Below are 13,553 nucleotides of genomic sequence, written 5' to 3'. Positions count from 1 at the left end.
ATCAGGTACGGGCGCCCGGCTCGTCGGCCGTCGGGTCGGCCACCTCGTCGATGAAGGCCCCGTCCTCGTCCACGAGGAGGTCGGCGAGGTCGTGGTCCGGGTCGTCGTGGCCGATCGCAGTGGGTGCCTGCGTCCGCCGCTGACGGATCCACAGCAGCATCCACGCGCCGGCGAACAGCGCCGCCACGGCCAAGCCCGCGATCGCAAAACCCATCGCTCCGAACAGCACTCGCGCACCGCTGGTCGCGGCTGCTCCCTCGTCCTCCTTGGAGAACTCGGGCGCAGAGTCTCGGGCGATGACTGCGCCGCCGACGCCCGCCAGGACCGACAGCACGAAAGCGATCACCCAGTACGCGACCGCGATCGCGCGTTGTTGCAGCACCTGCATGTCTCCATTCTCACTCGCGTCAGAGGCTCGGCGGACCACCTTCGCATCAAGCACCGTCAACGTCGGGCTGGCAGACCGTCAGCAGCCTCGTGCCGCTTCGCGACTGAGCGCAAACGGCTCGTACGTCGTCGGTTCGGGAGCCATTGACGCGCAGTGAGCGGCCATTCACCGCCGAACATGCGCACTGAGCACCCACTCACCCGCGCGCTGTCCCCCGGGGAGGTGACGCCGGCCACAGGCGCATGATGGGAGGCATGGCAGATGCGACCAGGACCGAGCACGACTCGATGGGCGAGGTGCAAGTCCCCGCCGATGCGCTGTACGGCGCCCAGACCGCCCGCGCCGTCGAGAACTTCCCCATCTCGGGCGAACGCGTCCCGCCGCAGATCGTGCACGCTCTGGCCCGCATCAAGGCCGCTGCCGCCCTCGTGAACGCTGACCTCGGCGTGCTCGACGAACCACGGGCGACAGCCATCGCGGCGGCCGCCCGTGAAGTCGTGGACGGGCAGCACGACGACCAGTTCCCGATCGATGTCTTCCAGACGGGCTCCGGCACCTCGACCAACATGAACGTCAACGAGGTCGTCGCGCGTATCGCCCATCTCGCGAGCGACCTGCAGATCCACCCCAATGACCACGTCAACGCCGGGCAGTCCAGCAACGACACGTTCCCGACCGCGATCCGGCTGGCGGCTGCGACCGCGCTGGTCCAGCAGCTCGATCCGGCACTGGAGACGCTGCAGAACTCCCTCATCCGCCAGGCCGAGCAGCTCGCGGACGTCGTGAAGTCCGGGCGGACGCACCTGATGGACGCGGTGCCGGTGACGCTCGGCCAAGAGTTCGGTGGCTACGCGCGCCAGATCGAGCTGAGCCGCGAGCGCATCAGCCAGGCGGCGGCGTACGTGCACGAGCTGCCCCTGGGTGGCACTGCGGTCGGCACCGGCCTCAACGCCAAGCCCGGCTTCGCCTCAGCCGTGGTCGCCCGGCTGGCGGACGAGACCGGCCTGCCACTGCGCGAGGCCACCGACCACTTCGAGGCACAGAGCACCCAGGACGCGGTGGTAGCCCTGTCCGGCGCCCTGCGGACGCTGGCGGTCTCCCTGACCAAGATCTGTAACGACCTGCGCTGGATGGGCTCAGGGCCGCGCGCCGGCCTCTCCGAGATCCGGCTGCCGGACCTGCAGCCCGGGTCCAGCATCATGCCCGGCAAGGTCAACCCGGTGCTCCCTGAGGCGACGCTGATGGTCTGCGCGCAGGTCATCGGTCACGACGCGACGATCGCGACTGCGGGAGCCAGCGGCGCGTTCGAGCTCAATGTGATGCTGCCGGTCATCGGGCGGGCGGTGATGGAGCAGATCACCTTCCTGGCCGGCGCCACCCGCACGCTGGCGACGCGGTGTATCGACGGGATCACCGCGGACGAGGAGCGGGGTCGGGCGTACGCCGAGTCCTCGCCGTCCATCGTCACGCCGCTCAACCAGTACATCGGCTACGAGGCGGCCGCTGCGGTGGCAAAGCAGGCCCTCAAGGAGGGCCGCACCATCCGCGAGATCGTGCTCGAGCGAGGCCACGTCGACTCCGGCGACCTGACGCTCGAGCAGCTCGACGCCGCGCTCGACGTGCTCGCTATGACCCGCCCACCCGTCTGAGCCGCGGCTCAAACGAACGCCGGCCCGCCTCCCTGGAGGGAGACGGGCCGGCGTCTGTGGTGCGCGGTTTGCTCAGTACCAGTTGGTCGCGACCGAGTGCGACCACGCGCTGCACGGGCTGCCGTAGCGGTCCTGGATGTAGCCCAGGCCCCACTTGATCTGCGTGGCGGCGTTGGTACGCCAGTCGGAGCCGATAGAGGCCATCTTGCGGCCGGGCAGCGCCTGCGGGATGCCGTACGCGCCGGACGAGCCGTTGGTCGCCGAGACGCGCCAGCCGCTCTCCTTGGTCCAGAGGTTGTCGAGGCAGCCGAACTGGCTCGAGCTCCAGCCGTAGGACGAGAGCATCGCCCGGGCGATCGCCTTGGGGCTGCCGCCGGTCGGCACCGGCTCGTCGCGCTTGCTGCGCGAGGCGCGGTCGTCCGGGGTGGTCTCCTTGACGCGGGCCGGGAGCAGGTCCTGGGCCTTGCCCGTGCGATCGGTGACCATCTGGCGCAGCACGCCGATGGACGCCTTGCTCGCGGAGGTCTGCTTGATCTTGGCGTCCGCCGCCCGCTTGGCCAGCAACGCCCGCTCACGGGCGGAGGCCGCGGTGCGTGCCCGCGAGGCCCTCTGCTGCAGCGAGGAAGAGGTGTTGCGGTCGAAGCTCTGGTACTGCTGTGAGCTGCTCGCGGGCGCGAGGCCGTCCGTGCCACTGAGGTTGCCGGCAGCCGAGGAGGCGCCGTGCTCGGTGGCCGAGGCGTAGCCCGCGGCGGAGACAGCAAGAGCGGAGAGTGTGGCCGTAGCCGCAACTGCTGGACGGCGCAGTGCGGCCTGTCGACGGGCGCGGTGCCGTCCGACGGGTGTTGACATCCGGGGGGACCTCCTACGTCCGCTCACAGGCTGCCGATCGGCAACCTGATCGTGGACGTGCGTGACCAATTTGGGGGGCGGTGCGGGGGTAGTACCACCTACGCGTTCCGAGACCATTGGGGGGTGTCTCGGGCGTGCAGTGCGCCCCGCAATGCGGATGGGTCACATCCGCGCTACGAAGCGCCAAAGACGTTCTTACCGGTACGGCAGGGCGGGCTTGCGGGGGGCGTTCTGCCCGTTATTCAACCGTTACCAGCGGACCAACTGTGCATGATCGCCCCTACCTTGTCCACTCCGCACGCCGAATTGACAGAAGGTGTCGCGCAGACGTCTTGGGACACAACCAAGTGTCGGCGGTACGTCCCGGTGTGAACCGGTCGGACCGCCGACACGTGGTCTGGTCATCCGCCCGAACTGGCTCCGGAGAGCCCGTCCGGACGCGGGAGCTAGGCCTCGCCGCCCTCGAGCAGATCGGTCACGAGCGCCGCGATCGGGCTGCGTTCGGAGCGGTGCAGCGTCACGTGGCCGAAGAGCGGGTGGCCCTTGAGCTTCTCGATGACCGCGGCCACGCCGTCATGCCGGCCGACCCGCAGGTTGTCTCGCTGGGCGACGTCGTGGGTGAGGACCACGCGCGAGTTCTGACCCACTCGGGACAGCACCGTGAGCAGCACGTTGCGTTCCAGAGACTGCGCCTCATCGACGATGACGAACGCGTCGTGCAGCGAACGCCCGCGGATGTGCGTCAGCGGTAAGACCTCAAGCAGCTCACGGTCGACGACCTCCTCGACCACCTCACGCGAGACCACGGCGTTCAGGGTGTCGAACACCGCCTGGGCCCAGGGGCCCATCTTCTCGTTCTCGCTGCCGGGCAGGTAGCCGAGCTCCTGGCCGCCGACGGCGTACAGCGGACGGAAGACGATCACCTTGCGGTGCTGCCGCCGCTCCATCACGGCTTCCAGGCCGGCGCACAGGGCCAGCGCCGACTTGCCCGTGCCGGCCCGGCCACCGAGGCTGATGATGCCCACGTCCGGGTCGAGCAGGATGTCGAGCGCGATCCGCTGCTCGGCGCTGCGACCGTGCAGCCCGAACGCGTCGCGGTCGCCGCGGACCAGACGGACCGACTTGTCAGCCATCACCCGGCCCAGGGCACTGCCACGCGGGCCCAGCATGACGACACCCGTGTTGCACGGCAGGTCGGCCGCCGCGTCGAGCTCGAGGCGCGCGTCGTCGTACAACGTGTCCATCTGGGCGTCGGTGATCTCGAGCTCGGAGATGCCTGTCCAGCCGGAGTCCACCGCCAGCTCGGCGCGGTACTCCTCAGCAGGCAACCCCACCGCGGACGCCTTGACCCGCATCGGGAGGTCCTTGCTGACCACTGTGACGTCGAAGCCCTCGTTGGCCAGGTTGCGCGAGACCGCCAGGATGCGAGTGTCGTTGTCGCCCAGGCGGAAGCCCGCAGGCAGCGACTCGGCGTCGGTGTGATTGAGCTCAACGCGGAGCGTGCCTCCCTCGCCGATGGGGACGGGTGAGTCCAGCCGTCCATGGGTGACGCGCAGGTCGTCCAGGATGCGCAGCGCCTGCCGGGCGAAGTAGCCCAGCTCGGGGTGGTGGCGTTTAGCCTCCAGCTCGGTCACGACAACTACAGGGAGCACAACCTCGTGCTCGGCGAACCGGGTCATGGCGCGGGGGTCGGACAGGAGCACCGAGGTGTCCAGCACGTAGGTGCGGGTCTTGGGCTTCTTGGTGCGGGCGCGCGCGGACGAGGGACGGGAGGACTGACGGGCTGATGCCATGGCCGATCTCCTTACCGCGCAACGCTTCCGCCGCGCGGGCCTACTCTCGGACGAGGTGCCGGGACCAGGCCAACCGCTGACGGTGGGGCCGATACCGACCCTCCGTCCAGAGCGGTGATCGCTCCATAGGTGGGCCTCCCGAACGCGAGGGCGGGCGCCTCCGCGCTAATCCGACCGTACGACGGCGGGCTGACATGCGGGAGCACTGAGCCGCCCGACTCGCCGAACATTGCTGTGACGTTTGCCGCACGTTCAGACACCTGAGCCCCACCAACCTCACCAGTCACACCAGCACCCCGCGGTCCAGGGCGTTCACTCTGGAAGGATCACTCCCATGCCCGGTCCGGATCGTGAGCACCCATCGGAGACGGTCGCGCGAGCCTGCGCGCGCTGGGGCGAGGCGGATGTCGTACGCCGGTGTGCGGGCCTGATCGATGGTGTCGCCGACCCGGAGTTCGTCAGCGCGCTGAGCACGCACACCGAGGCGTGGAAGGCCAAGCCGGTCAACCACTACTGGTTCAGGGTGTGGGGCGCGCGGTCCCTGCTGTACGCCTGGGACGACTCCGCGGAGCGCGCGGTCGTGGCCGGCCTGGACGACGAGCACTGGCGGGTGCGCGAGATGTGCGCCAAGGTCGCCGCGCTCCGCCTGATCGGCGCCTCCGCCGACCCTGCCGCTCAGCTCGTCGCCGACGAAGTACCGCGCGTACGCGCCGCTGCCCTGCGCGTGCTCGGGGCTGTGGGCGAGGGCGAGCACGCGCCGACCGTTCTGGACGCGCTCGATGATGAGGAGTCCGCTGTTCGTGCCGCGGCGCAGCGAGCGCTCCGCGACCTCGAGCGCCGCCTCGACCGCGACCTGGGAGACGTGGCGCCATGACCGGGTGGACCGAGATCGGCGACCGCATCTGGACCCGCCGCTACGACTTCGCCGACGAGACGGTCGGCGTGATCGAGGGCGAGACCGGCCTGGTCCTGATCGACACCCGCGCCTCCGAGATCTCCGGCCATGAGCTGCGCGCCCAGCTGCGTGACCTGTCGTCGTCACCGCTGGTGGCCGTGGTCAACACCCACGGCCACTGGGACCACGTCTGGGGCAACGCCTGCTTCACGGACGTCCCGATCTGGGCCCACCACCGCGCGCCGGACTTCGTGCGCGACGCCTCGGAGCCGCTGCGCCAGAACCTCTTGCAGCGCGACCTCACACCCGATGAGCGGGCGGCGATCACGGCGGTCACCGTCACCCCGCCCACCGACGTCATGAACGACGTGAAGAGGCTCGATCTCGGCGACCGGGTCGTCAGCCTCACGCACCTCGGTCGCGGGCACACCGACCACGACATCGTCGTCACCTGCAGCGACGCGGACGCGTGCTTTGTCGGCGACCTGGTCAAGGAGAGCGGCCCGCCGGGCTTCCGTGACTCCTTCCCGCACGAGTGGGCCCAGACCCTCGACCGACTGATGCCCTTGCTCACCGGGCCCGTGGTCGTCGGTCACGGCCGCGTGGTCGATCGCGCCTTCGCAGCACAGTTCCGTACGACGATCGCTCGGGTCAGCGAGACCCTCCGGCTGCTCGTAGAAGGACATCTCGATGACGACGCCGCGGTGAGTCGTGCCGGCGTGCACCCTCGCGCGTTCCAGCAGGCTCGGGCGCGCGTCGGCCTCCCGGGTGACGCCCCGGCCGGGCCTCTGTAGCGCACTCGCTCTGGACGCGGATCGCGGGCACTCAGCGAGCTCCAGCGCCGCCTCGACTGGGACCTGCATCAGCCCTGATCTCGGCCACGAACGCCGCGGCAAGGTCTTGTGCGACCAGCTCAGCTCGACTGCGACCGCTCAGGATCCAGAAGAAGGTCGGTCCGACCAGCCGGGCGACGGCCCGGTCTGCGGGTACTGACTCCATGAGGTGCGGCACGGCTCGATCGATGACCGTCCGGGCACTGTCTCCGATCACATCCTTCGTCCCGAGTAGCTGCGCCACGGCCGCGTCGTGCTGCGCCTCGCCCAGGAGCGCACGGTAGGAAGCCCCCGCCTCGGACTCGGCCAGGAAACGCCCCAGCGCATCGAGGTACGCCGCGAGGTCGCTCACCGGATCGCCGGCCGGGCGTACGGCCAGCTCCTGCTCCGCGTCGATGGCACTCGCCTCGAACAGGATCTCCGCCTTCGTCGACCACCACCGGTAGACCGTCTGCCGGGACACGCCGGCTCGCTCGGCGATGCCCTTCATCGTCATCGCCGAGTACCCGACTTCGAGCAACAGGTCATCGACCGCGTGCAGCACCGCCGCACGAGCCTGCTCACTCCGCGGTCGGCCTCCTCGGCCCTGCTCTGTGGTCACCCGCGTCACAGTACATGGACACAGTGTCTCGTAATGCTCTACAGTTTCGGTACACGCTGTCTCGTAACCGCTTGCTCGGTTCGGCCGCGTGCCACACACCATCGACGCCCGCAAGGGCACAAGGAGGTCACGCTCATGCGTGTACTGGTGACTGGAGCAACCGGCTGGATCGGCTCCGCAACCGTCGACGAGCTGCTGGACGCCGGCCATGACGTCATCGGGCTGGCCCGTTCCGACGCATCCGCTGCGGCGCTCGACGAGAAGGGTGTGAAGGTCCTCCGCGGCGACCTTGATGATCTCGACTCACTCCGCAGCGGCGCGGCCGAGACAGACGGCGTCGTCCACCTGGCGAACAAGCACGACTGGGCCGATCCGGCCGAGACGAAGCGGTCCGAACGCGCCGCCATCGGTGCCTTGGCCGACGCCCTCCTGGGCACAGACCGTCCACTCGTCGTAGCAGCCCCGCTCTCCGGAATCGTCGAGGGACGGCCGGTCCGGGAGACGGACGCGTCGCCGGCGGTCGGACCCGACTCCGCGCGAGGTGGCAGCGAGAACCTCGCACTCGAGTACGCCGGGCGCGGCGTACGAACCGTCATCGCCCGCTTCGCCCCGTCGGTCCATGGCGTCGGCGACTGGGGATTCGTCAGCTTCCTCGCTGCGGCGGCCCGGAAGCACGGCGTCTCCGCCTACGTCGGCGACGGCACCGCACGGTGGTCAGCCGTGGCGCGCGCCGATGCCGCACGCCTGATCCGGCTCGGGCTGGAGCAGGCGCCGGCCAGATCACGCCTGCACGTGGTTGACGAAGAGGCGATCAGCACCCGGACCATCGCCGAGGCTCTCGGCCGCGCCTTGGACCTACCGGTGACCTCGGTCGCTCCGGGGGACGCCGATGAGCACTTCGGCTTCGTCGGCGGGTTCTTCCGCACCACGATGACGGCGTCCAACGAGCTCACCCGCGCGATGCTTCCGTGGACCCCGACCGGTGCTGGCCTGGTCGAGGACATCGACGCCGGCGCCTACGGAAGGGCATGAGGCGCCGTGCGCACCGAACCGGCGATCGCGCCCCTCACCTCTCGTGCCGCCGAGCCGTCTCCACGGGCTCGTGACCGGCTCGTACTGGCCGGCATCTGCTGGTGCACGATCCTGGTCGTCGGGTTCGTCGCATCGATCAATCTCGCGGTGCCGATGCTGGCGTCCAGCGTCCTGCGCCCGTCGTCCTCCCAGCTGCTCTGGATCGTCGATGCGTACGTCGTGGTCTTCGCCTGTCTCGTCATCCCGGCGGGCGCCCTCGGGGACCGCTACGGCCGCAAAGGGGTGCTCATCGCCGGGTTGCTCATCTTCGCCGCGGGAGCGGGAGTCTCAGCGCTCGCCGGCGACGTGGCGGTCATGCTCGTGGGCCGTGCCGCCACCGGCCTCGGCGCCGCGTGTGTCCTGCCGAACGGCCTGGCCGTCCTGATCCACGCGACAGAGCCGCGCCGGCGGTCGCACGCGCTCGCCATCTGGGCCGCGATGTCCGGCGTCGGCGGGGTCGTCGGCAACGTCGGCGGCGGAACCTTCCTCAGCGTGGGCACCTGGCGGTGGCTCTTCGCGGCGGTCATTCCTGTGGCGTTGATCGGCGCGATCTGGGTCGCCCTCGCAGCTCCTCGAACAGATCGTCACCATCGCAGCCTCGACCTGCCCGGCGCGGTGCTGCTCACGCTGAGCACTCTCGCGTTGCTGATGGGGATCATCGAGGGCCCCGAGCGGGGGTGGGCGAGTGCGCCCGTCATCGGCGCCTTCGTCGCCTGCCTCGTGCTGCTCGCGGCGTGGCTACGCACCGAGCTGCGTTCGGCTCAGCCACTGCTGGATCCGCGGCTGTTCCGCGTCCCTGCCCTGAGAGCCGCCTGCTCGGGCATGCTGATCGTCTTCTTCGGCGTGTTCGGTCTCTTCTACCTCAACGCGTCCTTGATGCAGTACGGCCGAGGCTTCTCCGTGCTCGAGGCCGGACTGGGCGTCGTCCCGCTGACGGTTCCGCTGCTGGCGGGTGCCCGCTACGTCCCGAGCCTGGTGGCCCGCGCCGGCGAACGCCTTGTGCTGGCAACGGCTTTCGGTGTCATCGGCATCGGACTCTTCGGACTGGCGACCGCCATCGACGAGAGCTACGCGGCGTACGGGGCATGGCTCGTCCTCGTCGGTGCTGGCGTGACCCTCGCGCTGCCATCCCTCACATCCGTGATCGCGCACGCCCTGCCGCCCCACCAGGCAGGTGTCGCGGGTGGCCTTCAAGCGACCACGCGCGAGCTCGGCAGCGCGCTCGGCGTGGCCGTCGTCGGAAGTCTGCTCACCTCGGGCTTCGTCCACCACATGACGAGCGAGCTCCCCGACGTACGGGTTGCCGAGCACGCTCCGCGCACCGTCGCGGAGGCGCTCGCCACGACAACTCGCCCGCACCACGGCGAGGTGATCAGCGCATACTCCTCCAGCGCAGGGACCGCCTTGAAGGTGGTCGCCCTGATCGTGCTCGTCGCTGGCGTCCTGGTGATCGCGGAGATGACGTGGGCACGTCGAGGCGAGCGCGCGTCCGGTGCCTGAGCCTGGTTCATGGGCTCGAAATGCACTGGCGCCCCTGTTCACTCGGCCATAGCGTCAGCGCCGTGATCGACTACGACATCGCCGGATCCGGCGACTCCAGCCCGTACGACGCCGTGCTCCTCATCCATGCCGGTGTCGCCGACCGCCGCATGTGGGATCCCCAGTGGGACGCGTTGGCTGCGCGTCATCGAGTCATCCGAGTCGATCTCGCCGGTTTCGGCCAGAGCCCGGTGGGGCCGGGCGAGATGTCGTTCGCCGATGACGTACGCGAGGTGCTGGCTCATGTGGGCGCCGATCGCATCGGGCTGGTCGCCTCATCGTTCGGCGGACGGGTTGCACTCGAAATGGCCTCTGCTACCAGCGAACTCGTCGCCACCCTGGTCCTCCTGTGTTCGGACGCACGGGGCTACGAGCCGACGGCTGCGATCCGCGCGTTCGGCGAGGAGGAGGACGCGCTGCTGGAGAAGGGTGACGTCGCAGCCGCCACCGCGCTCAACGTCCGCACCTTCGTCGGACCCGAGGCCGACGACAGCGCCCGCGAGCTGGTTCGCGACATGCAGCAGCGCGCGTTCGAGGTGCAGCTCGCCGCCGACGAGCAGCCCAACCCTCCCCAGCCGGTGTGGGTCGACGTCGATCCGGCCACGATCACGGCCCGGACCCTGGTCGTGTCCGGCGCGCTCGACCTCGACTACTTCCAGCACATCGCGGCCGATCTGGTTCAGCGGATCCCGGACGCCGAGGACCGCGCACTCCCCTGGGCCGGTCACCTGCCCAGCCTCGAACGGCCCGCGGAGGTCGCCGACCTCCTGCTGGACTTCCTCGGCTGAGGTGACACCCGGCGTACGACATCGCAGGGCTCGGAATCGATTTCTCCCGGACCAGCAACGAACACCCGCTTTCGGGCCAGACTGACTGGATGAACCGCACGCAGCGAACCTCCATGGCACTGCTCGCCGTCGGCGCGCTGACCGTGGCCGGGTGCACACCCGGCAGCAACGGCGACGACACGAAGACGTCCGCCCCGCCGACCGCGTCCGTCACGACCGACGCGGCGAAGATGGGCAACGTGACCCTGACCGTCTGGGACCAAGAGGTCCGGGGCGGCCAGCAGAAGCAGATGTCCACGCTGATCGCGCAGTTCGAGAAGACGTACCCCAACATCAAGATCAAGCGCGTCTCCCGGTCGTTCGACGACCTCACCAAGACGCTGCGGCTGGCGATGTCAGGCAACGACGCACCCGACGTCGTACAGGCCAACAACACACGCTCCCAGATGGGCGAGTTCGTCAAGGCCAAGCAGGTGATCAGCCTCGACGGCTACGCCAAGGCGTACGGCTGGGACACGCGCTACCCGACCTCGGTGCGCTCGGTCGCGTCCTACTCCCCCGACGGCAAGACGTTCGGGTCCGGCAGCCTCTACGGCATGCCGCAGGTCGGCGAGGTCGTCGGCGTCTACTACAACGCCAAGAGGCTCACCGAGCTCGGCATCCAACCGCCCAAGACCTGGGCCGCGATGGACGCCGCGCTGGCGACCGCGAAGTCCAAGGGACAGATCCCGCTCGTCCTCGGCAACGTCGAGAAGTGGCCCGCGGGGCACCTGTTCGGGATCGTCCAGGGTCGCTATGCCAAGGCCGACCAGATCCGCAAGCTCGGGTTCGGGCAGGCCGGCGCCAGCTGGACCGCGCCGGACAACGTGAAGGCCGCGCAGACGCTCGTCAGCTGGGTCGACAAGGGCTACTTCAACAAGGGCTTCAACGGCCAGGACTACGACCAGGCATGGCAGAGCTTCAGCAAGGGCAACGGCGTGTTCCTGTTCGCCGGGTCCTGGCTGCAGGCCGACCTGTCCACGGCGATGAAGGGCGACGTGCGGTTCATGCTCCCGCCGCCCTCGGAGGCCGGCGGTAAGACCATCACGACCGGCGGGACCGGCCTGCCGTTCGCGATCACCAGCAAGGCCAAGAAGCCTGACGCGGCGGCCGCGTACATCAACTTCATCACCAGCCCGGCGGCCATGAAGGTGCTGGCCGACAACGGCAACCTGCCCGTCGTGGAGACCTCGAAGCAGAGCCCTCCGGACACCCTTGGCAAGGACGTCTTCGGTGCGTTCGGTCAGATCTCGCAGGCCGACGGGCTGGTGCCCTACCTCGACTGGGCGACACCGACGATGGGCGACACCTTGGGCGCCACGCTGCAGGACCTGCTGGCCAAGAAGGTCACGCCTGAGAAGGCCATGGCAGCCCTGCAGAAGGACTACCAGGAGTTCACGGCCAAGTGAGCCGTACGCGTACGGCCGGCCCTCCCGGTGAGCCGCGTCGGGTCGGTTACCTGTACGTCCTCCCGGCCTTCGCGGTCTATGCCGCCTTCGCGCTGTACCCGCTGCTGAAAGCCGTCTACCTCTCGTTCTGGGACTGGGACGGGCTGACGCTCGCCACCTGGGTCGGCTTGGGCAACTACGCGGACGTCTTCGGCGACGAGCGGCTCCGGGCATCGTTCGGGCACGCGCTCGTGCTGATGGCGTTCTTCGCGGTGCTGCCGCTGCTCGTCGGGCTGGTCCTCGCCGCAGTGCTGCACCGGGCGAAGGTGCGCGGCCTGTCGTTCTTCCGGACGGTCGTGTTCTTGCCGCAGGTCGTCGCGATGGTCGTGATCGCGGTGGCCTGGCGGCGGCTGTACTCACCGGACGGCTCGCTCAACTCGGTGCTCTCGGCGATCGGCCTGGACTCGTGGACGCGCGGCTGGCTCGGCGACTACACCTTCGCGCTCCCTGCCGTCGGTGTGATCGGCACGTGGTTCGAGAGCGGTCTGGTCACGGTGCTGCTGCTCGCCGGCATGAGCCGCATCCCTCGCGAGCTCTACGAGGCCGCGCGCATCGATGGCGCCGGGCCGGTCCGCGAGTTCTTCGCCGTCACGCTGCCGTCCGTGCGCGGCGAGATCGCGGTCGCGCTCACCCTCACCGTGATCGCGGCGCTGAAGACGTTCGACCTGATCTACATGACCACCTCAGGTGGGCCCGGTCACGAGACCACCGTGCCGTCGTACGAGGTCTATCGGCAGGCCTTCGAGCTCGGCCACGTGGGGCTCGCCAGCACGATCGGGGTGGTGCTGACGGCGATCATCTTCGTGATCTCGTTCGCCATCACCCGTATTGGCGACAGGGTGACGGACTGATGCGCGTCTCGACCTCGGAGCGGACCCTCAACTACGTCATCTTGGTGGCGTTCGCGATCTTCGCGCTGTACCCGATCATCACCATCGTGGTCGCCGCGCTGCAGTCCGACGCCGAGGCACCGGGCGGCGTCTCGAACTTCAGTGAGGCGTGGGACATCGGCCGGTTCGGGTCGTACCTGCGGACCAGCGTGCTGGTGTCGACGTTCGTCGTCGCGATCAGCACGGTGCTGTCGATCTTGGCCGGATATGCCTTTGGCACCATGCGTTTTCGCGGTCGCGACCTGCTGTTCTACCTGATGCTGCTCGGCATCATGATGCCCGCCGAGGCGATCGTCGTACCGCTGTTCTTCGACCTGCAGGCGATCGGTCTGACGGACACGTTCTGGGCGATCGCGCTGCCGCAGGTCGCGCAGTCGGTGGCGTTCGGGACGTTCTGGTTGCGTGCGTTCTTCCGGTCCAGCAGCCGCTCAATCATCGAGGCTGCTCGCCTCGACGGCGCGTCGACCTGGCGCATCCTCTGGCAGGTGCTCGTGCCGCTGGCCCGACCCGCGCTGGTGACGCTGGTGGTGCTGACGTTCATGTGGACCTGGAACGAGTTCCTGATCCCGCTGGTCATGGTGCCGAGCAACGAGTCACTGCGGACCGCGCCGCTCGGGCTGAGCTTTTTCTCGGGCCAGTACACGCAGGGTTTCGCCCTGCTGGCGGCCGGCGCCACGATCGTCGCGCTGCCCGTGGTGGTGCTCTACCTGTTCCTGCAACGCCACTTCATCGCCGGCATGCTCGAAGGCGCCACCAAAGACTGACCCGTT

The 13,553-nt window shown here is 69.2% G+C and carries 13 protein-coding genes; 9 read left to right on the top strand and 4 right to left on the bottom strand.

Annotated features, from left to right (window positions below; all coding sequences use genetic code 11):
• Position 1 precedes the first annotated feature (1 nt).
• Positions 2–388 (bottom strand): hypothetical protein, encoded by a 387-nt coding sequence (locus tag VV02_RS09250; RefSeq protein WP_052591121.1) that lies wholly within the window; start codon positions 386–388, stop codon positions 2–4.
• Between the two features lie 254 nt (positions 389–642).
• Between VV02_RS09250 and VV02_RS09245 the strand changes: the two genes are divergently transcribed.
• Positions 643–2,037: a class II fumarate hydratase gene (locus VV02_RS09245; protein WP_425412262.1), complete on the top strand. Its 1,395-nt coding sequence runs from the start codon at positions 643–645 to the stop codon at positions 2,035–2,037.
• Positions 2,038–2,109: 72 nt separating this feature from the next.
• Here the strand turns inward: VV02_RS09245 and VV02_RS26375 are convergent, their stop codons facing one another.
• Positions 2,110–2,886: an aggregation-promoting factor C-terminal-like domain-containing protein gene (locus tag VV02_RS26375; RefSeq protein WP_218917391.1), complete on the bottom strand. Its 777-nt coding sequence runs from the start codon at positions 2,884–2,886 to the stop codon at positions 2,110–2,112.
• A 446-nt stretch (positions 2,887–3,332) separates the two neighbouring features.
• Positions 3,333–4,565: an RNA 5'-3' helicase PhoH2 gene (gene phoH2 / locus VV02_RS09235; protein ID WP_245633205.1), complete on the bottom strand. Its 1,233-nt coding sequence runs from the start codon at positions 4,563–4,565 to the stop codon at positions 3,333–3,335.
• 448 nt (positions 4,566–5,013) lie between these two features.
• Between phoH2 and VV02_RS09230 the strand changes: the two genes are divergently transcribed.
• Both VV02_RS09230 and VV02_RS09225 read left to right on the top strand, forming a co-directional pair.
• Positions 5,014–5,553, top strand: a complete 540-nt coding sequence (locus VV02_RS09230; protein WP_052591118.1) for a HEAT repeat domain-containing protein — start codon at positions 5,014–5,016, stop codon at positions 5,551–5,553.
• A complete protein-coding gene (locus VV02_RS09225) occupies positions 5,550–6,368 on the top strand; it encodes an MBL fold metallo-hydrolase (RefSeq protein ID WP_052591116.1) in 819 nt (272 codons plus the stop codon). The genes VV02_RS09230 and VV02_RS09225 overlap by 4 nt, the downstream gene beginning before the upstream one ends.
• A gap of 31 nt (positions 6,369–6,399) precedes the next feature.
• Here VV02_RS09225 and VV02_RS09220 read toward each other — a convergent pair whose 3' ends face one another.
• Entirely contained in the window at positions 6,400–7,008 is a 609-nt protein-coding gene (locus VV02_RS09220) for a TetR/AcrR family transcriptional regulator (protein WP_052591114.1), read from the bottom strand.
• Positions 7,009–7,155: 147 nt separating this feature from the next.
• Here VV02_RS09220 and VV02_RS09215 point away from each other — a divergent pair, with 147 nt between their 5' ends.
• From VV02_RS09215 to VV02_RS09190, 6 genes are all read left to right on the top strand, one after another.
• Positions 7,156–8,040 (top strand): NAD-dependent epimerase/dehydratase family protein, encoded by an 885-nt coding sequence (locus VV02_RS09215; protein ID WP_245633031.1) that lies wholly within the window; start codon positions 7,156–7,158, stop codon positions 8,038–8,040.
• Positions 8,041–8,046: 6 nt separating this feature from the next.
• Positions 8,047–9,579, top strand: a complete 1,533-nt coding sequence (locus VV02_RS09210) for an MFS transporter (RefSeq protein WP_218917389.1) — start codon at positions 8,047–8,049, stop codon at positions 9,577–9,579.
• Positions 9,580–9,641: 62 nt separating this feature from the next.
• Complete coding sequence (locus tag VV02_RS09205; RefSeq protein ID WP_245633030.1) at positions 9,642–10,406, top strand: alpha/beta fold hydrolase; 765 nt, start codon at positions 9,642–9,644, stop codon at positions 10,404–10,406.
• Between the two features lie 89 nt (positions 10,407–10,495).
• The gene (locus VV02_RS09200; RefSeq protein WP_052591109.1) at positions 10,496–11,854 is read left to right on the top strand and encodes an extracellular solute-binding protein; all 1,359 of its coding nucleotides are present in this window, start codon (positions 10,496–10,498) and stop codon (positions 11,852–11,854) included.
• Positions 11,851–12,744, top strand: a complete 894-nt coding sequence (locus tag VV02_RS09195) for a carbohydrate ABC transporter permease (RefSeq protein ID WP_052591108.1) — start codon at positions 11,851–11,853, stop codon at positions 12,742–12,744. The genes VV02_RS09200 and VV02_RS09195 overlap by 4 nt, the downstream gene beginning before the upstream one ends.
• On the top strand, positions 12,744–13,547 hold the full coding sequence (locus tag VV02_RS09190) for a carbohydrate ABC transporter permease (RefSeq protein ID WP_052591106.1): 804 nt from the start codon (positions 12,744–12,746) through the stop codon (positions 13,545–13,547). The genes VV02_RS09195 and VV02_RS09190 overlap by 1 nt, the downstream gene beginning before the upstream one ends.
• The last annotated feature ends 6 nt before the right edge of the window (positions 13,548–13,553 follow it).

The organism is Luteipulveratus mongoliensis, assembly GCF_001190945.1.
Taxonomy (GTDB): domain Bacteria; phylum Actinomycetota; class Actinomycetes; order Actinomycetales; family Dermatophilaceae; genus Luteipulveratus; species Luteipulveratus mongoliensis.
This window is presented reverse-complemented; position numbering and strand designations above follow the sequence as displayed.